At 68.1% G+C, this 25,827-nt stretch carries 18 protein-coding genes; 7 read left to right on the forward strand and 11 right to left on the reverse strand.

What is annotated here, in order from left to right:
- Nucleotides 1–7: 7 nt before the first annotated feature.
- Nucleotides 8–3,739 carry a multifunctional oxoglutarate decarboxylase/oxoglutarate dehydrogenase thiamine pyrophosphate-binding subunit/dihydrolipoyllysine-residue succinyltransferase subunit gene (locus H7K45_RS04710; RefSeq protein WP_372512509.1) on the reverse strand — a complete coding sequence of 1,244 codons (3,732 nt, stop codon included), beginning with the start codon at nt 3,737–3,739 and terminating at the stop codon, nt 8–10.
- A gap of 220 nt (nt 3,740–3,959) precedes the next feature.
- The gene (locus H7K45_RS04715; protein ID WP_263994612.1) at nt 3,960–4,703 is read right to left on the reverse strand and encodes a hypothetical protein; all 744 of its coding nucleotides are present in this window, start codon (nt 4,701–4,703) and stop codon (nt 3,960–3,962) included.
- Between the two features lie 152 nt (nt 4,704–4,855).
- Here H7K45_RS04715 and H7K45_RS04720 point away from each other — a divergent pair, with 152 nt between their 5' ends.
- Both H7K45_RS04720 and H7K45_RS04725 read left to right on the forward strand, forming a co-directional pair.
- Nucleotides 4,856–6,148 (forward strand): multidrug effflux MFS transporter, encoded by a 1,293-nt coding sequence (locus tag H7K45_RS04720; RefSeq protein ID WP_263994613.1) that lies wholly within the window; start codon nt 4,856–4,858, stop codon nt 6,146–6,148.
- Nucleotides 6,149–6,290: 142 nt separating this feature from the next.
- Nucleotides 6,291–8,282 (forward strand): MFS transporter, encoded by a 1,992-nt coding sequence (locus H7K45_RS04725; RefSeq protein WP_263994614.1) that lies wholly within the window; start codon nt 6,291–6,293, stop codon nt 8,280–8,282.
- On the opposite strand, the gene H7K45_RS04730 is transcribed toward H7K45_RS04725, so the two are convergent.
- From H7K45_RS04730 to H7K45_RS04740, 3 genes are read right to left on the reverse strand one after another with little or no spacing between them, the layout of a single operon-like run.
- Nucleotides 8,279–9,643 (reverse strand): FAD-binding oxidoreductase, encoded by a 1,365-nt coding sequence (locus tag H7K45_RS04730; RefSeq protein WP_263994615.1) that lies wholly within the window; start codon nt 9,641–9,643, stop codon nt 8,279–8,281. The genes H7K45_RS04725 and H7K45_RS04730 overlap by 4 nt on opposite strands.
- Nucleotides 9,640–13,110, reverse strand: coding sequence for a TM0106 family RecB-like putative nuclease (locus H7K45_RS04735; RefSeq protein ID WP_263994616.1), 3,471 nt, complete (start codon nt 13,108–13,110; stop codon nt 9,640–9,642). The genes H7K45_RS04730 and H7K45_RS04735 overlap by 4 nt, the downstream gene beginning before the upstream one ends.
- Nucleotides 13,111–13,152: 42 nt before the next feature.
- Nucleotides 13,153–13,719 (reverse strand): LppP/LprE family lipoprotein, encoded by a 567-nt coding sequence (locus tag H7K45_RS04740; protein WP_263994617.1) that lies wholly within the window; start codon nt 13,717–13,719, stop codon nt 13,153–13,155.
- A gap of 84 nt (nt 13,720–13,803) precedes the next feature.
- Between H7K45_RS04740 and H7K45_RS04745 the strand changes: the two genes are divergently transcribed.
- On the forward strand, nt 13,804–15,474 hold the full coding sequence (locus tag H7K45_RS04745; protein ID WP_263994618.1) for a DEAD/DEAH box helicase: 1,671 nt from the start codon (nt 13,804–13,806) through the stop codon (nt 15,472–15,474).
- Nucleotides 15,471–16,613 carry an acyltransferase family protein gene (locus tag H7K45_RS04750; protein WP_263994619.1) on the forward strand — a complete coding sequence of 381 codons (1,143 nt, stop codon included), beginning with the start codon at nt 15,471–15,473 and terminating at the stop codon, nt 16,611–16,613. Before H7K45_RS04745 ends, H7K45_RS04750 begins: the two co-directional genes overlap by 4 nt.
- Here the strand turns inward: H7K45_RS04750 and H7K45_RS04755 are convergent.
- Nucleotides 16,561–17,172 carry a TetR/AcrR family transcriptional regulator gene (locus tag H7K45_RS04755; protein WP_263994620.1) on the reverse strand — a complete coding sequence of 204 codons (612 nt, stop codon included), beginning with the start codon at nt 17,170–17,172 and terminating at the stop codon, nt 16,561–16,563. The genes H7K45_RS04750 and H7K45_RS04755 overlap by 53 nt on opposite strands.
- Nucleotides 17,172–18,410, reverse strand: coding sequence for a cytochrome P450 (locus H7K45_RS04760; RefSeq protein WP_263994621.1), 1,239 nt, complete (start codon nt 18,408–18,410; stop codon nt 17,172–17,174). The genes H7K45_RS04755 and H7K45_RS04760 overlap by 1 nt, the downstream gene beginning before the upstream one ends.
- 96 nt (nt 18,411–18,506) lie before the next feature.
- Here H7K45_RS04760 and H7K45_RS04765 point away from each other — a divergent pair, with 96 nt between their 5' ends.
- Nucleotides 18,507–18,776, forward strand: coding sequence for a hypothetical protein (locus tag H7K45_RS04765; protein ID WP_263994622.1), 270 nt, complete (start codon nt 18,507–18,509; stop codon nt 18,774–18,776).
- Nucleotides 18,777–18,787: 11 nt separating this feature from the next.
- Here H7K45_RS04765 and H7K45_RS04770 read toward each other — a convergent pair whose 3' ends face one another.
- On the reverse strand, nt 18,788–20,743 hold the full coding sequence (locus H7K45_RS04770) for a SpoIIE family protein phosphatase (RefSeq protein WP_263994623.1): 1,956 nt from the start codon (nt 20,741–20,743) through the stop codon (nt 18,788–18,790).
- A gap of 54 nt (nt 20,744–20,797) precedes the next feature.
- The gene (locus tag H7K45_RS04775; protein WP_263994624.1) at nt 20,798–21,439 is read right to left on the reverse strand and encodes a GAF and ANTAR domain-containing protein; all 642 of its coding nucleotides are present in this window, start codon (nt 21,437–21,439) and stop codon (nt 20,798–20,800) included.
- 407 nt (nt 21,440–21,846) lie between these two features.
- Between H7K45_RS04775 and H7K45_RS04780 the strand changes: the two genes are divergently transcribed.
- The gene (locus tag H7K45_RS04780) at nt 21,847–22,995 is read left to right on the forward strand and encodes a hypothetical protein (RefSeq protein ID WP_263994625.1); all 1,149 of its coding nucleotides are present in this window, start codon (nt 21,847–21,849) and stop codon (nt 22,993–22,995) included.
- On the opposite strand, the gene H7K45_RS04785 is transcribed toward H7K45_RS04780, so the two are convergent.
- Both H7K45_RS04785 and H7K45_RS04790 read right to left on the reverse strand, forming a co-directional pair.
- Nucleotides 22,996–24,153, reverse strand: coding sequence for an AI-2E family transporter (locus H7K45_RS04785; protein WP_263994626.1), 1,158 nt, complete (start codon nt 24,151–24,153; stop codon nt 22,996–22,998).
- Nucleotides 24,154–24,295: 142 nt separating this feature from the next.
- Nucleotides 24,296–24,712, reverse strand: coding sequence for a VOC family protein (locus H7K45_RS04790; RefSeq protein ID WP_263994739.1), 417 nt, complete (start codon nt 24,710–24,712; stop codon nt 24,296–24,298).
- A 78-nt stretch (nt 24,713–24,790) separates the two neighbouring features.
- On the opposite strand from H7K45_RS04790, the gene H7K45_RS04795 reads away from it, so the two are divergent.
- Nucleotides 24,791–25,807: a helix-turn-helix transcriptional regulator gene (locus H7K45_RS04795; protein WP_263994627.1), complete on the forward strand. Its 1,017-nt coding sequence runs from the start codon at nt 24,791–24,793 to the stop codon at nt 25,805–25,807.
- Nucleotides 25,808–25,827 lie beyond the last annotated feature (20 nt).

Genomic DNA, 25,827 nt, shown 5'->3' on the forward strand with positions numbered 1-25,827 from the left:
AAAGGGGTCAGGAGAACGCTTCGTCGATGATCTCCTGCTGTTCGACGGCGTGCACCTTCGACGAACCCGACGACGGCGCCGACATCGCGCGCCGCGAGATGCGCTTGATGCCGGTCAGCTTGTCGGGTACCTGCTCGGGCAGCGCGAGGCCCAAGGTCGGCCACGCACCCTGGTTGGCCGGCTCCTCCTGCACCCAGAAGAACTCCTCGGCATTCGGATACTGGTCGAGGGTGTTCCGCAGCCGCCGCTTGGCCAGCGGATAGAGCTGCTCGATGCGCACGATGCCGACGTCGTCGCGGCCGTCCTTGGTCTTGCGGGCGGCCAGGTCGTAGTAGATCTTGCCGCTGGTCAACAGGATGCGCTTGACCTTCGCGCGGTCGCCGTCACCGTCGGTATACGTCGGCTCCTCCATCACCGAGCGGAACTTCTGCTCGGTGAAGTCGCGGATGTCGCTGACGGCTTCCTTCTTGCGCAGCATCGACTTCGGGGTGAAGACGATCAGCGGTCGATGGATGCCGTCGAGCGAATGGCGGCGCAGCAGGTGGAAGTAGTTCGCCGGCGTCGACGGCATCGCCACGGTCATGGAACCCTCGGCGCACACCTGCAGGAACCGCTCGATGCGGCCCGACGTGTGGTCGGGGCCCTGGCCCTCGTGGCCGTGCGGCAGCAGCAGCACCACGTCGGAGAGCTGGCCCCACTTGGCCTCACCGGAGCTGATGAATTCGTCGATGATCGACTGCGCCCCGTTGACGAAGTCGCCGAACTGCGCCTCCCACAACACCATTGCGTCGGGATTGCCGACGGAGTAGCCGTATTCGAAGCCCACCGCGGCGTACTCCGAGAGCGCCGAGTCGTAGACCATGAACCGGCCGCCGGTCGGTGCGCCCTTCTCGTCGAGCGTCAGCAGCTCCAGCGGGGTGAACTCCGCACCGGTCTTGCGGTCGATGACCACCGAGTGCCGCTGCGTGAACGTGCCGCGGCGGGTGTCCTGACCGGTGAGCCTGATGAGCTTGCCCTCCGAGAGCAGGCTGCCGAGCGCAAGCAGCTCGCCGAACGCCCAGTCGATCTTGCCCTCGTAGGCCATTTCGCGGCGCTTCTCGAGCACGGGCTTGACACGGGGGTGGACGGTGAACCCCTCCGGGATGGCGAGGTGCGCGTCACCGATCCTGGCGAGCAGTGACTTATCCACGGCCGTACTGAGTTTCGCGGGCAGCTGCTGATCGGACTCGACGGACTCACTGGGCTCGATGGCGTGCTTCTCCAGGTCGCGGACCTCGTTGAAGACGCGCTCGAGTTGGCCTTGGTAGTCGCGCAGGGCGTCTTCGGCCTCCTTGATGGAGATGTCGCCACGGCCGATCAGCGCCTCGGTGTAGGTCTTGCGGACCCCGCGCTTGGTGTCGATGACGTCGTACATCTCCGGTTGCGTCATCGACGGGTCGTCGCCCTCGTTGTGCCCGCGGCGGCGGTAGCACAGCATGTCGATGATGACGTCCTTGTTGAACTTCTGCCGGAAGTCGACGGCCAGCCTCGCCACCCACGACGCGGCCTCGGGGTCGTCACCGTTGACGTGGAAGATGGGCGCGCCCACCATCTTCGCCACGTCGGTGCAGTACTCCGAGGAGCGCGAGTCCTGCGGTGAGGTGGTGAAGCCGATCTGGTTGTTGACGATGATGTGGATCGTGCCGCCGGTGCGGTAACCGCGCAGCAGGGCGAGGTTCAGCGTCTCGGCCACCACGCCCTGCCCGGCGAACGCCGCGTCGCCGTGCAGCATGAGCGGGACCACGGTGAACTTCTCGGGCCCGTCGGGCCCGGCCGCCGGCTCGACGAGGTCCTGCTTGGCGCGCACCAGTCCTTCCAGGACCGGGTCGACGGCCTCGAGGTGGCTGGGGTTGGCCACCAGCGAGACGTCGATGTCGTTGTCGCCGAACATCTGTAGGTAGTTGCCGGTCGCGCCGAGGTGGTACTTCACGTCACCGGAGCCGTGTGCCTGGCTCGGGTTCAGGTTGCCCTCGAACTCGGAGAAGATCTGGGAGGCGGGCTTGCCGACGATGTTGGCCAGCACGTTGAGCCGGCCGCGGTGGGGCATGCCGATGACCACCTCGTCGAGGCCGTGTTCGGCGGCCTGGTCGAGCACGGCGTCCATCATCGGGATGACGGTCTCGGCGCCCTCCAGCGAGAAGCGCTTCTGCCCAACGTACTTCGTCTGCAGGAACGTCTCGAACGCCTCGGCGGCGTTGAGCTTGCTCAGGATGTACTTCTGCTCGGCAACGGTGAACTTGTCGTGCTTGACCTCGACCCGTTCCTGGATCCACTTCTGCTGCTCGGGTTCGAGGATGTGGGTGTACTCCACGCCGACGTGGCGGCAGTACGCGTCACGCAGGACCGACAGCACGTCGCGCAGCTTCTTGTACTCGGCGCCGGCGAAACCGTCGACCTTGAACACGCGGTCGAGGTCCCACAGCGTCAGCCCGTGGGTAAGTACGTCGAGGTCGGGGTGGCTGCGGAAGCGCGTCTTGTCCAATCGCAGCGGGTCGATGTCGGCCATCAGATGGCCCCGATTGCGGTATGCCGCAATCAATTCGATGATGCGTGCGTTCTTGTCGAAGATCGAGTCGGGATTGTCGGTGCGCCACCGGACGGGCTCGTACGGGATGCCCAGCTCACGGAAGATCTCGTCGAAGAAGTCGTCGGAGAGCAGCAGCTCGTGGATCTTGCGGAGGAAGTCGCCGGACTCCGCACCCTGGATGATGCGGTGGTCGTAGGTCGAGGTCAGGGTGATGAGCTTGCCGAGACCCATCTCCGCGATTCGCTCTTCGCTGGCGCCCTGGAATTCGGCGGGGTACTCCATCGCGCCCGCGCCGATGATGGCGCCCTGGCCGCTCATCAGCCGCGGCACGGAGTGCACGGTGCCGATCGTGCCGGGGTTGGTCAGCGAGATCGTGACGCCCGAGAAGTCCTCGGCGGTGAGCTTGCCGTCGCGCGCGCGGCGCACGATGTCCTCGTAGGCGGCGATGAACTGACCGAAGCGCATGGTCTCGCAGCGCTTGATGGCGGCGACGACGAGCTGGCGACCGTTCTTGGTCTGCAGGTCGATCGCGAGGCCGAGGTTCGTGTGCGCCGGTGTGACGACGTTGGGCTTGCCGTCGACTTCGGTGAAGTGGCGGTTGAGGTTCGGAAAGCTCTTGATGGCCTGGACGATCGCGTAGCCCAACAGGTGGGTGAAGCTGATCTTTCCGCCGCGGGTGCGCTTGAGGTGGTTGTTGATGACGACGCGGTTGTCGATCATCAGCTTGGCGGGGATGGCCCGCACGCTGGTGGCGGTGGGCACCGCGAGCGAGGCGTTCATGTTCTTCACCACGGCGGCGGACGCGCCGCGGATGACGGACACCTGGTCCTCGTCGGAGGCCTTCTCGGCTTCCGGCTTGGCGGGCTCGGTCGTCGTCGGCTCGGGCTTCGAGGCGGGCTTGGTCGTGCTCTTGGCTTCGGTCTTCGGCTCTGGCTTGGCCGGAGTCTTGGCCTCCGGCGTGGCGTCCGTCTTGGCCTCGGGCTTGGGTTCGGCCTTGGCTTCGGTCTTCGGCTCGGCCGTGGGCTGGGTCTTCGTGGCGGCCGACCCGTTGCCGTTCGTACTCGCCGACGGTGGAGAGCTCGACTCGGTCGACGCCTCCGGGGAGTAGTCGACTAGGAACTCGTGCCAACTCGAGTCGACTGACGAGGGGTCATCGCGAAACTTGCGATACATCTCTTCAACGAGCCACTCGTTCTGTCCAAATGGTGAAGGTGAACTGCTCACGGCAGCTACTCGCCTCGATTCCTTACTAACTCCGCGGGCGCGCCGTTTGCCGCTCGCTATCGCCTTATGAAGGCTAACGCTTCGCCGGTGACCGGCGACGGTCAACGCCCCTACTCAACTGGAGCCGACGTCGGTGGCGGCCTGCGCGCGTCCATGGGGGACGCGCGCCCTACTTCTCCAACCCCGGCAGAACGTGCAGCGTCGCAGGCCACCTCTGGGGTGGAGTGCCGAACGCGCCGCGCGCATTGGAGATGATCTTCTTGCCCATCGCCCGGTTGCCGACGCCTCCGATGACGGCACCGATGCCGACGGGGAGCAGCTTTCCGAACGCGATGGCACCGCGCTTGAGCGCGTACTTCTTGACGAAGAACTTCAGCAGCCGGCCGTTGAGCTGCGACACCGCGGGCAGCGGCAGCGACGCCGCACCGTCTGCCAACCAGCCGCCCCCCGTGCGGCCCGCGCCGATGAGGTCCGCCACCGCCCGCTTGCCGTCGTCACCGACGAGCACCGCCAACACCAACGCCCGCCGCCGCTCGCGGTGATCGGCCGGGATGCCGTGCACTTCGGCGACCGCGAGCACGAAGACCGCCGTCGCTTCGAGGAACACCACCGTCTCACCGGCGACCGCCGACATCGCGACCAGCGTGCCGATGCCGGGGAACGCCGCCGCCGAGCCGACGGCCGCACCACTAGCCATGACGGCGGCGAGGTAGTGACTCTCCAGCTTGTCGACGATCTGGGCGGGGGTCGCGCCCGGGCTGCTCTCGCGGAGGCGGTCGACGTAGGCCTTCACCGCCGGCGCCTGTACCCGTGCGCCGCGTTCGATGATCTGCGACAGCGCTCGCGCGGCCACGCTGGGATCGTCGTCGACCTTGGCGGGCACCTGGCTCTTGGCACCGGAGCGAGCGCTCATTCGTGGGCCTCCCCATTCGCGGACTTCCTCGTCCAGGTTAGTCCGTCGTCCTGCTACTCCAACGCACTGTGGGGCACCAGCGTGCCCGGCGGTGACGGCGGTCACCATTCGCCCAGGGAAGAAAATCGTCGTGACCCTTGCTAACCACTTCCATGGCAGCATTTGGATACGTGGACCTCGAGAACACCGCATCCAAGGCACCTGAGGTGTCTCGTGAGGGCAAGACGCCGAGCCGCCTCCGGGTGATCGTGGTGCTCGGGCTGCTGGTGGCCCTCGGGCCGCTCACGATCGACATGTACCTGCCCGCGCTCCCGCAGATCGCCGAGGACCTCTCGGTGTCGTCGTCGGTGGTGCAGTTGACGCTCACCGGCACGCTGGCGGGCTTGGCACTCGGCCAGCTGGTGATCGGTCCGCTGTCGGATTCGCTAGGCCGCCGCCGCCCGCTGATGGCGGGCATCGTCCTGCACATGCTGGCGTCGCTCATCTGCCTCGTCGCGCCCAACGTCGCCGTCCTGGGCGTCGCGCGCGGTCTGCAGGGCGTCGGCGCGGCGGCCACCATGGTCGTCGCCCTGGCCATCGTTGGCGACCTCTTCGCGGGCAACACCGCCGCCACCGTGATGTCGCGGCTGATGCTGGTCCTCGGCGTCGCCCCGGTCATCGCGCCGTCCCTCGGCGCGGCGGTGCTGCTGCGCTTCTCCTGGCACTGGGTGTTCGCCGTCCTCGTGGTGCTGGCCGGGCTGCTCCTGCTGCTGGCCGCACTCGCCCTGCCCGAGACCCTGCCGGTTGGCCACCGCCGCCCGCTGCGCGTGCGCGGCATCCTCGGCACCTACGGCGAGCTGCTGGGCGACCGACGCTTCGTGATCCTGGTGCTGGTGGCGGCGCTGGGCATGTCCGGACTGTTCGCCTACATCGCGGGCGCGTCGTTCGTGCTGCAGGGTCGTCACGGTCTCGACCAGCAGAGCTTTGCCCTGGTGTTCGGCGCCGGTGCCGTGGCGCTGATCGGAGCCACCCAGTTCAACGTCGTACTCCTGCGCCGGTTCACGCCGCAGACCATCACGGTATGGGCGCTCGGCGCGTCGGTGGCCGCCGGAACGGTGTTCGTCGCGCTGGCCGCTACCGGTGTCGGCGGCATCTACGCGTTCGTCCTTCCCGTATGGGCGATCTTGGCCGCGATGGGCTTCGTCATCCCCAACGCACCGGCGGTCGCTCTGTCGCGGCATCCCGACGCAGCAGGCACCGCGGCGGCGCTGCTCGGTGCGGGCCAGTTCGGGCTCGGGGCGGCCGTGGCGCCGCTGGTCGGCGTGCTCGGCAACGACGAACTCGCCCTCGCCGCAGTCATGACCGCCGGTTCGGTGATCGCACTGCTGGCCCTGCTCGCGGTGGGGTCGACGACGCCGGCCGACGACGGCGCGTTGCCCGCGGGCGCCGTGCCAGACGCCGCCTGAGGCGCCTTCCAGGCGACTTGTCGTCCATCCGGCTGATCCGTAGCGTCGGCGGTCTAGCCGCGCACCGCCTGGTCGAACAGAAGCCGCAAATGACGAACCCCCCGCCGATGTCCCACGCCGTCATGGCGCCGGAGGCACGCCGATGACGGCTGCGCTCCAACTGCTCAGGCCCCGCACCGGAAACCCGTGGCACGCCCTGTGGGCACTGCTGGTCGGGTTCTTCATGATCCTGCTCGACGCGACGATCGTCTCGGTCGCCAATCCGTCGATCATGGACGCCCTGCACGCCGACTACGACGCGGTCATCTGGGTGACGAGCGCCTACCTGCTGGCCTACGCGGTGCCCCTACTGCTCGCCGGCCGCCTCGGCGACCAGTTCGGCCCCCGCAACCTCTACCTGGTCGGGCTGGCGGTGTTCACCGCGGCGTCACTGTGGTGTGGATTGGCAGGCAGCATCGAGACGCTGGTGGCCGCGCGCGTGGTCCAGGGCGTCGGCGCGGCCCTGCTGACCCCGCAAACGCTGTCCACGATCACCCGGGTGTTCCCACCGGAGCGGCGCGGCGTCGCACTGGCCGTGTGGGGCGCGACGGCGGGGGTGGCGACCCTCGTCGGTCCGCTGGCCGGCGGCGTCCTCGTCGACGGCCTCGGCTGGCAGTGGATCTTCATCGTCAACGTGCCAATCGGCGTGCTGGGTCTGGTGCTGGCGCTGATCTTCGTTCCGGTGCTGCCGACCGAGAAACACGGGTACGACGTCATCGGCGTGCTCCTGTCCGGGGTGGCCCTCTTCCTGATCGTGTTCGCGCTGCAGGAGGGACAGTCGCACCACTGGGCCCCATGGGTCTGGGGCACGTTGGTGGCGGGCGTCGTCGCGATGGGCGCCTTCGTCTACTGGCAGTCGATCCACACCGGCGAGCCGCTGATTCCGCTGCGGATCTTCCGGGACAACGACTTCAGCCTGTCCAACCTCGGAATCGCGGTGATCGGCTTCGTCGTGACGGCGATGATCGTGCCGGTCATGTTCTACGCCCAGGCGGTGTGCGGTCTCTCGCCCACCCGGTCGGCTCTGTTGACCGCGCCGATGGCGATCGCATCGGGAGCGCTCGCCCCCTTCGCCGGCAAGCTCGTCGACCGGTCCCACCCACGACCGCTCATCGGTTTCGGGTTCTCGGCGGTGGCCATCGCGCTGACCTGGCTGTCGTTCGAGATGACGCCGACGACGCCGATCTGGCGGCTCGCGCTGCCGTTGACCCTGATGGGCGTGGGGATGGCCTTCATCTGGTCACCGCTGGCGGCCACCGCCACCCGCAACCTGCCGCCGCGGTTGGCTGGTGCGGGCTCGGGTGTCTACAACACCACCCGGCAGGTCGGCAGCGTGCTGGGCAGCGCGGGCATCGCCGCCCTGATGACGTCGCAGATCAGCGCGGCGCTGCCCGATCAGTCCGATCCCGGGGCGGGTCAGGGCGCGGTCACCCAACTGCCGGGCTTCCTACACGAGCCGTTCTCCGAGGCGTTGTCCCGGTCGCTGCTGCTGCCCGCGTTCATCGCTTTGTTCGGTGTGATCGCCGCGCTATTCCTCCGCGGCTTCGGCGATCCCTCCGCACTGGACGAGCCGCAGCCGGATGCCGCTCGGGCGGTCGAACCCGACTACTTCCCCGACGACGACGACTACGTGGAGTACACCGTCGAATGGTCCGCCGACGACGACCACGAGGAGTGGGACGACTCCGACCGCGCGGTGCGGCGCCACGCCGAGGTGCTGGAGCGCGACGCACCCGCCGCCGACGACAGCGCCACCTCGCCGCTCGCGGTCCACGCCGCGCCGCGAATGCCGGCCCCGCCCGAGACGTGGGCAGTGGGACACGGCCCGATGGGTGAGCCTTCTGACGAGACCGCCGTCGACGACGACCCCGACACGGTGCCCGAACTGATCGACCTTGGCGCGCGGTACCGGGCTCCGGAACCGATTCCCGCGCGCAACGGGCATTCCCCGTGGATCGATCTGCTCGACGATCCGCTCGACGGGTTCGTCGCACCGTCGACCGGCGGGTCGGCCGGTCGGCATTCACGCCGCCAGGAGCAGCCGGGTGAGGACGCCGGCACCTACGGCAAGCATTCGATGCGCTTCCGCGACTAACTCTCGCCGAAGAGCACCGCGGGGTTCAGCCTGCCGTCGGGGTCGAAGGCCCGCTTGAGGGCTCGCATCGCCGCGACGTCCGCATCGGTTCGAGACATCGTCAGGTAATCCCGCTTGCGGGTGCCGACGCCGTGCTCGCTGCTGACGTTGCCGTGATGCTCGGCGATCAACGCCATCATCGCCGCGTAGAGCGCCCGTTCGCGGTCGGCGTCGAGCACGCAGCGCACCAGGTTCAGATGCAGGTTGCCCTCGCCGAGGTGGCCGAACAACACGGGGATGGCCTCAGGTGCATGTTCGGACACCAATGCCGTTGCCGCAGAGGCAAATTCGCCGATCGACGACAGGGGCAGGGACACGTCGAACTTCAGCGGCGGCCCGTAGACGCCGAGCACGTCGGCAATGGCCTCGCGGACCTGCCACAGCCGGAACTGCGTCGCGGCGTCGACGCCCACCGCGGGCTCGCCCGTCAGTTCGGCGTTCTCGAGCAACTCGGCCAGCCGCTCGGTGGGGTCTACGTCGCCTGCGAGCTCGATCAACAGCTGCCATGCCCCGTCGACGGCGGGGCCGACGCCGGCGTGTTCGGCGGTCAACGCGCTGGCCCTGGCGTCGACGAGCTCGAGGGCGGCGATCCCGTCGACGTCGCGGAACTCGCGCCCGACGGCGATCAGCGCGTCGAGGTCGTCGAACCCCACGACGGCCGTCACCCGGTGGGCGGGGGTGGGGCGCAGGCGCAGGTCCAGACTAGTGATCACCCCGAGGGTTCCTTCGGCGCCGACGAAGAGCGAGGCGAGGTCGTAACCCGTGTTGTCGCTGCGCACCTCGCTGTGGCGGCGCACCACCGACCCGTCGGCGAGGGCCACCTCAAGGCCCAGCACCTGCTCGCCCATGTTGCCGTAACGAACCGTGCGCAGCCCGCCGGCATTCGTCGACGCCATGCCGCCCACGGTGGCCGAATCCCGTGCCGCGAGGTCGACGCCGAAGACCAGACCGGCGTCGGTGGCGGCGCGCTGCACCACCGCCAGGGGGACGCCCGCACCGACGCGGACGCGGCGCTCGACCACGTCGACCTCGCCGACGGAGGTGAGGCGCTCGGTGGAGAGCAGCACGTCGCCGTGCTCGGGCACGGTGCCCGCGACCAGCGACGTGCGCCCACCCTGAATCGTCACGTAGGCCCCGGCGTCGCGACAGGTCCGAAGGACCGCCGCGACCTCCTCGTCGGTTCCCGGCCGGACCAGTGCGCTCGCCTGGCCCCGGTAGCGGCCCGTGTAGTCGACGCAGCGGCCGGCCAGCACGTCGGCATCGGTGCTGACGTACTTGGCGCCGACGATCGCCGCGAGCAGGTCGGTCAGGTCGTCACTCACGGGCTGGGTGTACCACAGATGGACGGTGCGCCCGCCGACGCGGTGAGCGACAGGAACGCCCCGAGCTCGATCAGCCCGGCGGGGGTGGGCGGCAGGTAGTCAGTCAGCAGCCGAGACCGCACGATCACCGCCGCGTACTTGGCCCGGCTCACGGCGACGTTGAGGCGATTACGGTTGAGCAGGAACGAGATTCCGCGCGGCACGTCCTCGGCCGAGGATGCCGTCATCGAGACGAACACCACGGGGGCCTGCCTGCCCTGGAACTTGTCGACCGTGCCGACCCGAACGTCGCCAAGGTCGGCGGCGTCCAGACGGCGTCGCAGCATGACCACCTGCGCGTTGTACGGGGTGACGACCAGCACGTGTTCCTGGCCCAGCGCTGTGGTCTGCGATCCGTCGGTCCACGACCGGCCGAGCAGCCCGCGGATCTCGCTGACGATGGCGTCGGCCTCCTCCGGACTGTCGGTGGAATTGCCGTCGTGGTCGACGTCGAGCACCCGGACGCCGGGGGTCACGCCGTCCAGGTGGCGCGCCGCGCTGACCGATTCCATCGCACGGAGGCGGCCGTCGTAGGACAGCCGCGACACCGGACCGCAGACGTCGGGATGCATGCGGTAGGAGAACTCGAGGAAGTAGCCCCGTTCGGGCGGCAACGTGTGGTGACCGTCCACCAGCCAGCCCAGCGCGGAGCGGTCCACGGGTGCCGGGTGGGTGCCCTGGCTGACCTGTGGCAGCTGCTGCGGGTCGCCGAGCAGCAGCAGATTGCGCGCGGCGCTGGCGACCGCGATGGTGTTGGCCAAGCTGTACTGGCCGGCCTCTTCGACGACCAGCAGGTCGAGCGCGCCGCGCGGGATGCGGGTGGCGTTGGCGAAATCCCATGCGGTGCCGCCGATGACGCCGCCGACCGGGTCGGCGACGAACGCCGCATAGTCCTTCTCGGGGACGTCGCGCCACGGCGCGTTCGGGCTCTTCTTCTTGCCGACCCGGTCGGGGTCGACGCCCGCGTCGACGACGCATCCCAGCAGATTCTCCACCACCGCGTGCGACTGGGCGACCACCCCGACGCGCCAGTGGTGCTGCTCGACCAGTCGACTGATCACCTGGGCCGAGGTGAACGTCTTCCCGGTGCCCGGCGGCCCGTGCACGGCCAGGTAGGAGGAGTCGAGGTCGAGCACGGCGGCGGTGATGTCGGCGGCGACGTCGCCGGTGCGGGGGAGCGGGCGGCCGCTCGTCGTGCGCGGCGGGCGGCGCAGCAGCACGTCGACGACGGGGTCGGCGGGCAGGTTGGGCAGGCCAGCACCCATCAGGGACGCCGTTGCCTCGATGGACTCCTGCATGGGCTTGGTGTTGATCGGCGGCCCCGGTGTCAGCGCGAACGGCACCTGGTCGAAGGTCTCGCCGTCCTTGGGCTGTTTCTCCACGATCAGTGCCTCGGTGGGCGCCTCGGGGTCGTCGCATTCGATCACCTCGACGCTGGCGAACCCACGGCGGTCGGGATCGTCGGCGAACCCGGCCGGAGCCGGCGGCTCGTAGAGGGCGTACATGGTGCGGGCCAGGTCGCCGGTGGCGAGCTCGCCGAACAAACGCACGTGACGTTGCGGTTTACGCGCCCGGGGCGGTTGATGCCAGTCGGCGACGATCTCGTGCCGGTCGGCGACGAATACGTCACCGTCGGAAGCCCATTCGTCGACGGGACTGTTGACGCGGTCGAAGTGCGCCCACCAGAACGGCTTGTCCTCGCGCTTGTGATAGCCGCGGGCGGCAGCCACCATGGCGACGGCCGTCTGCTCGGGGGTGCGCGGCTCGACGCCCTCCCCGGCGAACCGCATCAGCCGGCGCTCGAGGGCGTCGGCCACGTCGACGGCTTCCTCGGCGGCCTTGTCGCGGACGGGTTGTGGACCGCGGGGTGGGACCTCGGACTCGATCGCGCGGGCCACAAGCCAGTCCCGCAGTCGGTGCGTGGAGCGGCAGTCGTACCGGTTGTAGTCCTCGATCTCCTTGAGTACGACCGCGGCGTCGTCGGTCCGCCCCTCGTCGCGGAGCTCGCAGTACCGGGCGTACTGCGTGATGGAGTCGGTCGCGGTGGTCACCTCACCGTCGCGCAGTTCGTTGCCCATGTACAGCGGCTCGAGATACTTGATGGAGTAGCTCTCGGTGCCAACGCGAATGCTCTTGCGCACCAACGGATACAGGTCGACGAGCACACCGTTGCGCAGCAGATCGTCGACGTCGTTCTCGCCGACGCCGTACCGCCCGGCCAGTCGCAGCAGCGTGCTCTTCTCGTACGCGGCGTAGTGGTAGACGTGCATCCCGGGGTAGCGCTTGCGGCGCTTGGCGACCATGGCCAGGAAGTCCGCCAGCGCCGTGCGCTCGCTGCGGCGGTCGTGCGCCCAGTAGGGCGTGAACTCGTCCTGGGCGGTCAGCACGCCCCACAGGTACTCGAGGCCCCACTCCCGGCCGTCGAGAGTCCAGAGCGGGTCGCCCTCGAAGTCGAAGAACAGATCGCCCTTGTTCGGGTCGGGCAGCACCATCAGGGGCTGGGCGTCGACCACCTCGAAGGGCGGTTTGAGACTTCCGTTCTCGACGATCCTGTCGGCGACCTGCAGCCGCGCCTGGGCCACCAGCGCCCTGGTCGCCCGTGGGGACAGCTCGGGCACCGAGGCGTCGAGCTCGGCGAGGTCGTGCACCGTGGTGACGCCCGCGTCGAGCAGTCGGGCCCGCTGGCTGATCCGCATGCCGGCGACGAGCAGCAAGTCGTCGCGGGCGCGCACCTCGACGCTGCACTCCGGGCAGCGGAAGCAGGCGCGGACGTCGACGTCGTCCCAGCTGACCGGACGGTCGCGGGCGAGGTGGTCGTCGAGCAGCCGCTGCAGCGCCGCGCGCCTCGGAACGTAGACGGGCAGCAGTTCGTCGACCCGGTAGGCCGACACGGTGCCGTCGCCAAGCACCAGCTCGACCTCGTCGGCCACCGGAACGCCGGTACGGGTCAGAGTGTCGGCGTAGGCGGCGAGTTGCAACAGCGCCTCCACCTTGACCGAGCGGGCCAGCTTCGTGTCCCGCAGGACGTATCGGTCGCCGGCCAGACCGTCTTCGAGGATCAGGAAGTCGGCGAAACCCACGAAGCGGCCGTCGAACATCGCGGCCTGGTAGACGACCGGCGCGCGGTCGGCGACCGCGCGCATCGTCTGCTCGGCCGCAGCGCGCAACCCGGCGGCGGAGTAGGACGGACGACCGATGACGGTGACGTCGCCGAACTCGGCCCGTAAGTCCTCCAGCTGACGGCGCTCGTGGTCGTCGCCCAGGGCGGAGGTACGGGCGAGCAGGTCGTCGTCGACGACGGTCTTGGGACTGCGCCCCAGCTTCTGGTCGAAGGCGCGCAGCAACGCGTACTCGCAGCGGGCGGCGGCGGCGAGGTCGGAGGCGCTGTAGACGACGCGGTCGACGCCTGCATCGGCTAGGACGAACACGGAGTCGACTGTAGGTCAGGGCTACGACGCCGAAGCGCCGAACTATCCGGTGTTGCCGATCAATTCGACGCCGTTGCCGTTCCAGCGGAACCGTACGACGCTCTTGAGCTTGCTGGTCTCGTTGACGTACGCCAGCGCCACCGTGTCGCCGGTGGTGGCGGTCTCGTCGATGCCGTTGAAACCGTAGGTGTCCGGTACGCCGGTGGGGATGACCTTGCCGAGGTGGAACAGCACCGCGCGGGTGTTCGGATTGTCGGCGTTGGTGTTGGCCTTGATGACGACGGCCGACAGCGGCGCGCATTCGTTGTAGTTGCCGGCCAGCGGCTCGGGGCTCCACGGCTGGCCGCTGCGGGGGTCACGCGGCAGCTCCGAGACGGCTTTGGCGATCTCCGGGGCGGCGAGGTTGACCGCGCAGGGGTCGGCGGGCGCCGGGGTCTGCGACGGTCCGGCGGCGACGGTGGGCGCCGGAGCCGGCGGGGCAGTCCGTGCCGGGGGCACCGTGGCCTGCGGAGTCTTGGACACCGTCGAGTCGCTCGCCCCGCAGCCGGCCAGCGCCGCGACCGCCCACAGAACCGCGAACCACCACTGGAACCGTCGCTTCACCCTCACGCCGGGCCACCGTACCGGCTCCCGGCGTCATCCCCGGTGCGACATGGGGGAGGGAGCTGGGATTACCCGTAGACTGCCAACTCGATGACCTCTGAAGAACCCGGCGCGACGAACGCCGAATTGACCTTTGCTGACCTGCAGCTTCACCCGAAGGTGCTGCAGGCCCTCGCCGACGTCGGCTACGAGTCGCCGTCGGCCATTCAAGCCGAGACCATTCCTCCGATGCTGGCAGGCTCCGACGTCGTCGGACTCGCGCAGACCGGCACCGGCAAGACCGCGGCGTTCGCACTGCCGATCCTGTCCCGCATCGACACCTCTAGCCGCACCACGCAAGCCCTGGTGCTCGCGCCGACGCGCGAGCTGGCCCTGCAGGTGGCCGAGGCCTTCGGTCGCTATGGCGCGCATCTCAACGTCAACGTCCTGCCGGTCTACGGCGGCTCCTCCTACGGTCCGCAGCTGGCCGGTCTCAAGCGCGGCGCTCAGGTGGTCGTGGGTACGCCCGGTCGCGTGATCGACCACCTGGAGAAGGGCAGCCTGGACGTCTCGCACCTGGACTACATGGTGCTCGACGAGGCCGACGAGATGCTGCAGATGGGCTTCGCCGAGGACGTCGAACGCATCCTCGCCGACACCCCGGAGTACAAGCAGGTGGCCCTGTTCTCGGCCACCATGCCGCCGGCCATCCGCAAGATCACCTCGAAGTACCTGCACGATCCCGTACAGGTCACCGTGAAGTCGAAGACGGCGACGGCGGAGAACATCACGCAGCGCTACATCCAGGTGGCCGGGCCGCGCAAGATGGACGCCCTGACCCGGCTGCTCGAGGTGGAGCCGTTCGAGGCGATGATCGTCTTCGTCCGCACCAAGCAGGCCACCGAGGAAGTCGCCGAAAAGCTCCGCGCCAGGGGGTTCGCGGCCGCGGCGATCAACGGTGACATCCCCCAGGCCGTCCGGGAGCGCACCATCTCCCAGCTCAAGGACGGGACGATCGACATCCTGATCGCCACCGACGTGGCGGCCCGCGGGTTGGACGTGGAGCGCATCTCCCACGTCCTGAACTACGACATCCCGCACGATCCCGAGTCCTACGTGCACCGCATCGGTCGTACCGGCCGGGCTGGCCGCTCCGGGGCAGCGGTGCTGTTCGTCACACCGCGGGAGAAGCATCTGCTCAACTCCATCGAACGGGTCTCGCGGCAGAAGCTCGTCGAGGCCAAGCTGCCGTCGGTCGACGACGTCAACGACAAGCGGGTGGAGAAGTTCCGCGAATCGATCACCGAGGCGCTGAGCGCACCGGGAATCGAGTTGTTCCGCAAGCTGATCGAGGACTACGAGCGCGACCACGACGTGCCGACCGCGGAGATCGCCGCGGCGCTGGCCGTGCAGAGCCGAGGTGGCGGCGAATTCCTGATGACCGAGCCGCCGCCGGAGAAGCGGCGCGAGCGCCCCGACCGCGAGGACGGGCCGCCCCGCAAGCGCCGGGACAACGTGCGCAGCGATCTGGCGACCTATCGCATTGCAGTTGGCAAGCGGCACAAGGTCGGCCCGGGGTCCATCGTCGGCGCGATTGCCAACGAGGGTGGGTTGCACCGCAGCGACTTCGGCCACATCACCATCAAGATGGACCACTCGCTGGTCGAGTTGCCGGCGAAGCTGTCGCGCGAAACGATCAAGAAGCTCGAGCACACCCGGATCTCGGGTGTGCTCATCGACCTCACCCCTGATCGCGGACCGAGCCACCACAAGCACAAGTGACCCAGCGCGACACCGACGTCGGCGGCCTGGAGTCGGCGAGCCGGGGCAGAGTCGCCGCACTGACCGGTATCCGCGCGGTGGCCGCGCTGCTCGTCATGCTGACCCACGCGGCGTATACGACGGGCAAGTACACCCACGGCTACGTGGGATTGATCTACTCCCGCATGGAGATTGGCGTGCCGATCTTCTTCGTGCTGTCGGGGTTCCTGCTGTTCGCGCCGTGGGTGCGGGCGGCTGCGGACGGAACTGCCCCGCCGTCGGTCCGTCGTTACGCGTGGCACCGGGTCCGACGCATCATGCCGGCGTACGTGGTGACCGTGTTGGCCGCGTATGCGGTGTACCACTTCCGCACGGCGGGGCCCAATCCCGGCCACACGTGGATCGGGCTGTTCCGCAACCTCACGCTGACCCAGATCTACACCGACGACTACCTGTATTCGTACCTGCACCAAGGCCTTACGCAGATGTGGAGCCTGGCTGTGGAGGCTGCGTTCTACGTCGCACTGCCGTTCCTGGCCTACCTGTTGCTGGTGGTGGTGTGTCGCAGGCAGTGGCATCCGGCCCGGCTGATCGTCGGGTTGTTCGCGTTGACGCTCGTCAGCCCGGCATGGTTGACACTGGTGCACACCACCGACGCCTTGCCCGACGGCGCGCCGTTGTGGCTGCCGACCTATCTGACGTGGTTCCTCGGCGGCATGCTGCTCGCGGCCCTGCTGCCGCTGGGGGTGCGGGCGTATGCGGCGGTGTGCCTGCCGCTGGCACTGGCCTGCTACTTCATCGTCTCGACGCCGATCGCCGGTGCGCCGACGACGTCGCCCGCGGAATTGCGGGAGGGCTTGGTCAAGACGGTGTTCTACGCCGTGATCTCGACGCTGGTGGTGGCGCCGGTGGCGCTGCGCGGAGGCCATGACGTCCGGGGGTGGTACCTGCGATTCATGGCGAGCCGGCCGATGGTGTTCCTTGGCGAGATCTCCTATGAGATCTTCCTGATCCACCTGGTCACGATGGAACTGGTGATGGTCGAAATCCTGCGGTTTCCGATCTACACGGGCTCGACGTGGTGGCTGTTCCTGGTGACGTTGATGGTCACCGTTCCGTTGGCCTGGCTGCTGCATCGGGTGACGAGAGTGCGGACGTAGCTCGACGCGGCAATACGACCGGGACGACGAATTCGTAAAGCATCGCGCGTTCGTCGTCCTCGTCGCCACCGGGAAACGTCAACAGCGACACCATCGTTCGCACCAGCCAGCGCGCCCGGCGGTCGGCGTCGTCGACGTCGAGGGTTCGCAGGAAGGCCGCGGTCAGCGTCGTGATCACCTCGGATCGTTCGGCCATCTCCCCGCCGATGGGGCGCTGGCTCGGTGCGAACCACGATGCCAGGGCGGGACTGTCGCGCACCATCGCCAGCGCGGCGAGCACGGCCTCGACCAGTCGCCGGCCGGTGTCGGCGACGCCGCTTACGCGGTCACCGACGTCACGAAACACCCGGTGCGTCTCGCGGTGCACGTAGGCGGTGTACAGGGCGTCCCGATTCTCGAAGTAGCGGTACAGCGTGGCGCGCGAACAGCCTGCCGCCGTGGCGACGTCGGCCATCGCGACGTTCGCGGCGCCGTGCCGGGTGAACAGGTGCTCGGCGGCGTCGAGGATGCGGTCCGCGGCGACCTCCGTGCGACTGTCGGCCAGCCAGTCGCCGGCCATCACGCCACCCGCAGCGACATCGAGAGCGGCCGCCGCACGTAGGCCCCGTCGGCCCACACGACGTCGTCCTCGGCCACCTCGAAGTTCGGGATGCCGGCCAGCAGTTCCTCCAGTGCGACGCGGGACTGCATCCGAGCGGCGGCCGCGCCGAGGCAGTGATGCGCACCGTGGCTGAACGTCAGGATGTTTCGTGGTCGGCGGGTGACGTCGAGGTCACCCGCGTCGGGGCCGTACTGGCGATCGTCGCGGTTGGCCGACCCGTAGAGCAGCATGACGCGCCGCCCGGTGGGGATCGTGGTGTCGCCGACCGTCACGTCGCGGGTCGCGGTGCGGCCCAGCATCTGCACCGGTGAGGTCAGGCGCAAGAACTCGTCGACGGCGTCACCGATCAGCTCGCGGTCGGCGGTCAGCAGCTGGCGTTGATCGGGGCGTTGGTGTAGCAATTGCACTGTGCCGCCGAGCATTCCGGTGGTGGTGTCGTTGCCGCCGGTCACCATCGTGAAGGTGAACGCGAGGATCGACAGCAATCCCGAGACGTCGCCGTTTACCCCGATGCCGGCGTCGACGAGGTGGGAGATGGTGTCGTCGCCGGGGTCGTCACGGCGGCGTTCGACAAGGGCGGTGAAGTAGGCCGTCATCTCGCCGAGGGCGTCGCCGAGTGTGTCAAGGGCGCCGGCGATACCGTCGGCAGAGGTGTTGGCGGCGACGATGGCGTCGGTCCAGCCGTCGAACCGGTCGCGGTCGGCCTCCGGCACGCCGAGGTAGTGCGCCACCACCATCGAGGGCAGTGGCTTGAACAATTCGGCGACCACGTCGCCACCGCCGTTGGCGCGCAACGCGTCGACGCGTTCGCGGACGTAGCGGCGGACCTCGGGCTCGACGGCCTGCACCTGTCGCGGCGTGAATCCTCGGGACACCAGCTTGCGAAACGCGGTGTGCGCGGGCGGGTCCTGCATCACCATCGGCGGGTTGTCCGCCATGCCAATGAGGTCGAGCTCCCCGTAGTTGACGGTCAGGCCCTTCGCGGAGGAGAAGGTCTGGTGGTCGCGCGCCGCAGCGAAGACGTCGGCATGCCGGGACAGTACGTAGTAATCGTGCTCCGGTGCGTCCTCGGGGATGACGTGGTGCACCGGGTCGTGGTCGCGCAGGGCGCGGTACGCGGGCCAGGGGTTCGCCCAGGTCTCGGCGGTGGCCAGCTGGAACCGCACCCCGTCTGCGTGAGACACCTGCGTCGTCATGTCTCATGAGTACGACATGACGGCGAATATGTCAACGGATGCGCCGCGTCGAGGCCTCGGCACGGCGTCCCCGGCACTCACCCCTACCCTTCAATGATGTCCTCAGCCAAGGAACTTGCCAGCGCACTCGTCGCTGAGCTTGCACGACGCGACATCCGCGCCAACGTGAGCGCCGGCGCCGACGAGTACGCCTGCAACACCGAGATCAACGACATCCCGGTCAGCATCTACTTCGGAACCGACGTCGACCACGCCGACGTCCGATGGATGGCCACCGACGACCAGGTGCATCGAATCGCCACCCAAGACATCGATCCACGTGATCTGGCGGACCGGGTGATGGACACGCTGATCAACCCAGCCTGATGAGGGTGTCGTCAGTCGTCGACGGGGGACGTCTCTGCAGGGCCGGTGGGGAGTCCGGCAAGGGACAGCACGTGGTGTGCGGTCCCGCCGGGCGGTGCGAGCAGCGTGCAACTGCTGCCGTGGATGTGGGCCCGTCGGCTGGTCTGGATCAGCACGCCAACTGCTGCTGATCCGAAATGAGTGACGGCGCTGAGGTCGACGGTCACGGGTGCGGTGCCGGCGTGGCTGTGGATGGACAGTATCCCGTCTAGAGCCGCGGCGGCGCTGCTGTCGACGTCTCCGGCGACGATGACCACGCCGTCGTCCTCGACGACGGCGTTGAATGTGGTGGCAGGGTTCGGCGGGGCGGTGCGGGCGGCGCGCGGGTCGACGACGATGTGGGCGTCGCGGGTCAACCGGTGAACCGCGGTCACGGTGGTGCCGGTGGGGGACCTGACGACGGAGGTGTCGGCCACCATTGCCTGGGCCAGGGACAGACCGCGACCCCGACGGGGATCGTTGCCGTTCGCATCGCGCCACCGTCCGTGATCGGACACGCTCACCCGGGCAAAGCCGCCGTCGTCGAGAACCCCGCGAACCGCCACCGTTCCCGAATCCGTTGACCCGTAGGCATGTTCGACGGCGTTGGCGACGAACTCGGTGACCGCGTGCTCGAGGATCTGGCCGCTGACGAAGTCCGCGCCGAGGGTGTCGAACCATGCGCGCAGCCGTGCGCGCACCTGGGGCTCGGCATGCTCGTCAGCCGCCACGTCGAGGTTCAGCGCCGGCGAGGCGGGACGGCGTTGCGCGGCGAGCAAGGTGATGTCGTCGGCATAGCCGGTAGCGCGGACTAGTACTTCCACGGCCTGAGAACACAACCGCTGCACGGGGGCTCGCTGCGCGTCGAGGACGAATCCGGCCGTTCCGTGCAGTACCCGCGCGGCGACGTCGGCCACCTCGGCGGTGCTCGCCGGCAGGCGCAGGCCGGGGCGTTCGATGAGCCCGTCGCTGTACAGCGCGATGACGTCGCCGTCTTCCAAATGCGTTGACCGCGTTAGGTATTCGCTACCGGAGCGCAGCGGTCGGGCATTGGTCGGTTCCAGGTACCTGGCGGACCCGTCGACGCCGACGACCAGCGGTGGGGGGTGTCCCGCGGTGCAGTACTCTACGTCGCCGCTGTCGGGGTCGACGCGGGCCAGGCAGAGCGTCGCCGAGGCCGCACCCGGTATCTCGGCGGCGAAGTCGTCGACGGCATCCAACGCCTCGACGATTCCCGCGCCGGCGTGCAGCTGCATGCGCACTGCGGTGCGCAACTGGGCCATGACCGCCGCGGCGCGGACCCCGTGGCCCACGACGTCCCCCACGACCAGATGGACGCCACCGTCGGCTCCGGGCAGGACGTCGAACCAATCGCCGCCCGCCCCGGTGTCCTCGGTGGCCACCAGATAGGCCGCCGCCACGTCGAGGTGGGGCAACACCGGAATGGCAGGGGAGAGCAATGCCTGCTGCATCACCGTCGCCGCGTCGCGCACCGCCTCGTAGCGGTCCTGCAACCGTTCGGCGCGGACTTCGACGGCACGGCGAGCCCTGACCCGTCCGGTGACCTCGTCCAACGAGATCAGGACACCGATGATCGTCCCGCCAGCGTCACGCCGCGGCGTGACGACCATGTCGAAGAACAATTCCTTGGTGCCCGCGCCGTCGAGGTCGACGTGCATGCGCCACTCTCGGGCGGATAGCGGCTCACCGGTTTCGTACACCCGCACGAACTGCTCATAGAGGTGCTGGTCGACGAGATCGGGCAACAGATCCCACACCGAGGCGCCCAACTCGAGATTGGGGTAGACCGCACGGTAGGCGGCATTGGCTGCCGCGAACCGCAATTTCGGCCCGTCGAGGGCCGTCAACATCACCGGCGCCTGCTCGAAGACGCTGCGGACGGTCTCGGCATCACCGATCAGATGATCGAGGGGATCGCGCACACTCACGGCAGCCGCCTCATCCGACGTGCGCCATGGCCGGTTTCAGTCCTGGCTGCGCGGTCAGCTCGGGCGGTCATCGCCAACCAGTCGTGCCACGACGTCGGTGAGTTTGACGTTCGTCTGCTGCGAAAGCTGCTTGAGCAGCTCGAACGCGGCGACCGCGTCGATGCCGTAACGCTCCATCAGCATGCCCTTGGCTTGCCCGATGACGTCTCGACTGCTCAACGCGCTTCGAAACTGACGATCGCGCTGGAGCATGTTCCACGCCACCGCCGTGTGCGTTGCGGCCAGTAACCCCAGTTCGATCGACTCGTCGTCGAACACCCCCGCCGTGTCGGCGTAGAAGTTCAACGTCGCGATCTGCCGGTCGTCGGCGACGAGACGAAACGACATCGTCGAGCGCACTGGGGTTCGATGGAGCGCCGCGTCGCGGAAGCGGGGCCAGCGGTGCTCGGCGGTCAGGTCGTCGACGAAGATGATGTGTTGCTGCCAGGCCGCAGAGAGGCACGGACCCTCGCCGAAGTCGCGTTGCACGTCGTCGAGTACTCGGGCGCAGGGGGCGGTGCCACCCAGCGTGGACACCGTTCCCGAGCTGTCCATGATCGTGATGCCGGCATACCGAGCCCCTGGCACGAACGCCACGTTGGACTCGTTGACCTCGCGCAACACCGGCTCGAGATCGTCCGGTCCGTGCTCTCGCATGCGTTCGACTCTGTCCAGCACCACCTGCAAATGCACGGACTCGTCCGCCAGATATCGTCGCGGCCGTTCAGATGACCGTCTGGTGTCCGTGGGACCCATGGCGTTCCCCCTCTACATCCTGCCGAGTCGGCGACACGTGCATCGTCGCCCGCTCCAAACCACCCGCGACGACTCGATGATCGAGCGGGCCCCCAACGGACGGGGAACACCCGCCCATGATGCTCCTCATCCTCTGCCAAACGCACTGAGTTGGCAGGTAGTTTGGAGATGAAACCAAAACTGAACCGTGTTGGCGACAGGCAAGCCGTGGCCTCGACGGGTCTCGACCCGTGAGGGCCAAGAAACGCCAGATGGGTTGTGCCACTGAGTCGATGCCATCGGGAGCGGCGATGGGGAGGATCGAGGGTGTGGGACGAAACCAGACACGTCACGAGTCATCCGTTCACACGATCGCCGTCATCTGCGATCCCGAGGCCGCGCCCGCAGAGATCGCCGGACATCTCTGCCGAGTGCTTCCGACGCTGCTCGACGAGGCGTGTGGTGGTTCGGCAGGGTTCGACCTGCGGCTGCACCGAGAGCGGCTTCCGATCGACCCGCAGGGAAATCATCGTTCGTTGATCGATCACGCGGGGCGGATGAAGAGCCGACGTGGCTGGGACGCCGCGGTGTGCGTCACGGACCTGCCGTTGTGCGGCGAAGACGACGAGCCCTTGGTGGCCGACGTGAGCCTTGCCAGCGGCGTCGCGGTGTTGTCGCTGCCGGCCTTCGGCGCTCCTCGATTGCGCAGCCGGGTCACCGAGGTGATGGTGCACATCCTGCAAGAACTGCTGCCGCCAGTGCGTGATTCCAGGCCGACCGACCTGGCGACTCCCTCCTTGACCGGCCGCAGGCTTCCCGGGCCGTTCCGACTGGTCGTACCGAATGACGACGGCATCGACGCCCAGGTGGTAGCCACTCGGGGACTGTGGCGTCAATTGGCGGGCATGGTTCGAGTGAACCGGCCATGGCGGCTGTGGCGCGGCTTGCGGCGAGGTGTCGTCGCGGCCCTGGCGTTCGGGCTGCTGCTGCTGATCAATCCGACGGTGTGGGATCTCGGGATCGACCACACGTGGTACGACCTGCTGGGCATCTCGCTGTGTGTCGTCGCCGCGATGGTGGTGTGGCTGATCTTCTATCACCACCTGTGGGTGTCGAAGGACGTCGGGAACCGTCAGCAGCTCTTCTTGTTCAACGCATCCACCGTGATCACGTTTGCCATCGGCTTGAGCGTCGCCTTCCTGGGCTTGTTGGTCGTGACCTTTGTGGCGTCACATCTCGTCCTGTCGGACAACGTGCTGGCCAAGCACTTTGGATCGCCGCCCGGGGTGGTCGAGTACCTCAAGCTGAGCTGGATGGCCACTGTGGGCGCCTCCGTGGTGGGAGCGTTGGGAACGGGATTCGAGACCGAGGAAGACGTCCGGCAGGCGGCTTACGGCAGGCGGGAAACGGAGCGACGCAAGCAGTGTCAGAGTGGTACACCTGGCGCGTCCGACCCCTTCTCGGCTGGACACGGGTAGTCACAGCTCGTCCAACCGCGGGAACAGCACCTCGCGCACGATCAGCTGAATTGCGGCCGCCACCGGTATCGCGACCAGCGCGCCCACGATTCCGAGAAGTCCCCCGCCGATCAGTACCGCCACCACCGTGGTGACGGCGGGGACGTCGACGGCACGACCGACGATCTTGGGAACCAGTAGATAGTCCTCGATCACCCGCAGCACCACGTAGAACGCGACCGTGGCCAGCGCCAGTGGAAACGACACCGTCAGCGCCACCGCTGCGACGATGAACCCCGCCACGGTGGACCCGAACGGCACGAGGTCGAGAAGCGCCACGAAGATGGAGAGGAGCACCGGGTACGGGATCCCGAAGGCGACGAGCCAGACGAAGGTGGCAAGCCCGGTGATCACCGAAATGACCACGTTGCCAAGGAGATAGGCGCCGACCTTCGCGCATATCTGGTCACCGATCAAGATGACGCGCGGGCGGCGGGAGTTGGGCGCGAGGCGGTACGCAGTCGCACGGATGCGCGGGACGGAGATCAGGAAGTACACCGTCAACACGGCGAGGATGAAGATGTCGGCGATTCCGCCGACGACGGTGCTTCCCGCCTTGACCACTTCACCGACAGCCGAACCCCCCGATCCGTGAACGGCGTCGGTGACGCGTTGCTGCAGGCCAAACCGATCGTTGAGGCTGCCGATCCACGATGAATGATTCTGTATCGACTGGACGTACTGCGGAGCCCGGTCGACGAATTGCCGTGCCTGCTGGAGAAGCGGTGTGATGACCGCGGCGATGGCCCCAACCACCAACGCGAACAAAGCGATTAGCACGACGGTCACCGCTGCCCACCGAGGCGCGCGCCGGCGGACCAGCCAGGAGACGGCAGGCTCCAAGCCGAGCGCGATGAACAACGCGGCACTGATGAGCAACAACATCGACGAGACCGACATCAAGGCACGCACAGCCGCATAGGTCACGGCCACACCGGCTGCGCCGGTCAGACCGATGAAGAACGGTGACCGCCAATCAGCCCGCGGGCCAGAAGGGCCGAGTGGTCGATCCTCGGAACGCATCTGGGCAGCACGTACCTCGGCGTCGGCGATCGGCCCTTCGGCGTCGGTATGGGGCTGAGCTACCAGGTGATGATGGCCCGTGTGAGTGTTCGTCATCGTGTTCCCACCTCTGATCGTCGGCGTCGCCGCCTCGAGCACGGTCGTACCCGCGCTCCGAACCACTAGTCGTCGGGATCGTCGATGTGCACTCTGGTGACGAACGGGGCGTCCGAACGTCGACCCGTCGGGCCCACGGCGGCTACCGTGGGGTGCGGTTCTGCTGTAGCCGCCGCGCATCGGCTGTGACGGGCGTGTAGAGGTTGACGAGTACGCCGTCGGGGTCGCGAATCAAAACCGACAGGTTGCCCCACGGCATCATGGTCGGAGGTTGTACGACGTCGAGCTCGTCGCCATACGTACTCTTCAGAGTCTCGAACAGGGCCTCGGCGTCGTCGACCCAGAATTCGACGATGGAGCCGTTGGCCGCCGGGGTTGGGGTGTCGCCGGCGATGAGCGGGACCCGGCTGGCATCGCTGACGGCGAGTGTCGCCGATGGCGTCACCAGCTCTGCGAAGTCCTCGGTCAGGTAATTCGGTGTCGCCCCGGTGAGCACCTCGTAGAAGGCCACCGCGCGTGGGACGTTGCGGGTGATCACGCGTACGGAGGCAAGGCGAATGGTGTTGGTCGTCATGGCGGAGACGTTAACCGTGATACCGGGCGATATCCGCCCGGTATGACGGTCTAGGTTCGTGAGGTGGCACGTCCGACCGCGCAAGTGTTGACGCTTCTGGCCTTACTGCAGGGAGGTGGGACGCGCACCGTGGCCGACCTCGCGCGTCGTCTGACCGTGGACGAGCGCACCGTGCGCCGCTACGTCGAACACCTTCGCGAGCTCGGCATTCCGGTGGAATCCGTACGCGGCCGCTACGGGGGCTACCGATTGGCTCGCCACTCGCGCATGCCCCCGCTGATGTTGAGCGACGAAGAGGCACTCGCGGTCATCTGGGGGCTGCTGCTCACGGGCCCCTCGGGGACCGGGCCGGCATCCCCGCTGGCGGTGGAGACGGCTACGGCCAAGGTGCGGCGTGTGCTGCCCACAGCGCTGAGTACGCGGATCGACACCGTGGTGGACACCGTCGACTTCCTCCCATCCTCAGGTGAGGATGCCCGCGACACGAGCCGCCGTGACGACGGCTCCGCGGTGCGCATGCTGCTCGAGCTGACCAAGGCGGTGCGAGGCCGGCGTCCGGTGGCCTTCGAATACACCACACGGCAAGGCCGAAATCAGGAACGCACGGTCGAGCCGCATGGTGTGGTCGCCCACCGAGGCCTGCTCTACCTCACCGGGTTCGACGTGATGCGTCAGTCGGCGCGCACGTTCCGTCTCGACCGAATGACTGATCTGCGGCTGCTCGAAGGCACTTTCACGCGGCCAGCCGACGCCGACCCACGAAACCAGGTCCTCGGTCCGCTATCCGCGGCACCGGACCGACATGCCGTGTCGGTGCGCATCCGCGCCGACGCCGCGCACGTGCGAACCCTCATCCCCGAGACGGTTGCCTCGATCACGCCACTGCCCGCCGCCGAAGACGGCGACGGATGGCACCGGGTGTCCCTGCACGCTGAACGCCTCGAATGGGTCGCGGGCAGACTGGCGGCCATCGACCGTCCGTTCGTCGTCGAATCCCCACCAGACTTGAGGGACGAAGTCATTGCGTTGACGCAACGTCTGATCGAGGCGTCGACTTCATCGGGGCCAAGGTTTGACTGACGGCGCTGCGAAGGCCATCC

Origin of the sequence: Mycobacterium yunnanensis, from assembly GCF_025823185.1 — a bacterium.
Lineage (GTDB): Bacteria > Actinomycetota > Actinomycetes > Mycobacteriales > Mycobacteriaceae > Mycobacterium > Mycobacterium yunnanensis.

Excerpts from the sequence above, each read along its gene's own strand:
- H7K45_RS04710 (WP_372512509.1), bottom strand. The coding sequence starts at position 3,739 with ATGTATCGCAAGTTTCGCGATGACCCCTCGTCAGTCGACTCGAGTTGG.
- H7K45_RS04715 (WP_263994612.1), bottom strand. The coding sequence starts at position 4,703 with ATGAGCGCTCGCTCCGGTGCCAAGAGCCAGGTGCCCGCCAAGGTCGAC.
- H7K45_RS04720 (WP_263994613.1), top strand. The coding sequence starts at position 4,856 with ATGGCAGCATTTGGATACGTGGACCTCGAGAACACCGCATCCAAGGCA.
- H7K45_RS04725 (WP_263994614.1), top strand. The coding sequence starts at position 6,291 with ATGACGGCTGCGCTCCAACTGCTCAGGCCCCGCACCGGAAACCCGTGG.
- H7K45_RS04745 (WP_263994618.1), top strand. The coding sequence starts at position 13,804 with ATGACCTCTGAAGAACCCGGCGCGACGAACGCCGAATTGACCTTTGCT.
- H7K45_RS04755 (WP_263994620.1), bottom strand. The coding sequence starts at position 17,172 with ATGGCCGGCGACTGGCTGGCCGACAGTCGCACGGAGGTCGCCGCGGAC.
- H7K45_RS04760 (WP_263994621.1), bottom strand. The coding sequence starts at position 18,410 with ATGACGACGCAGGTGTCTCACGCAGACGGGGTGCGGTTCCAGCTGGCC.
- H7K45_RS04765 (WP_263994622.1), top strand. The coding sequence starts at position 18,507 with ATGTCCTCAGCCAAGGAACTTGCCAGCGCACTCGTCGCTGAGCTTGCA.
- H7K45_RS04775 (WP_263994624.1), bottom strand. The coding sequence starts at position 21,439 with ATGCGAGAGCACGGACCGGACGATCTCGAGCCGGTGTTGCGCGAGGTC.
- H7K45_RS04785 (WP_263994626.1), bottom strand. The coding sequence starts at position 24,153 with ATGACGAACACTCACACGGGCCATCATCACCTGGTAGCTCAGCCCCAT.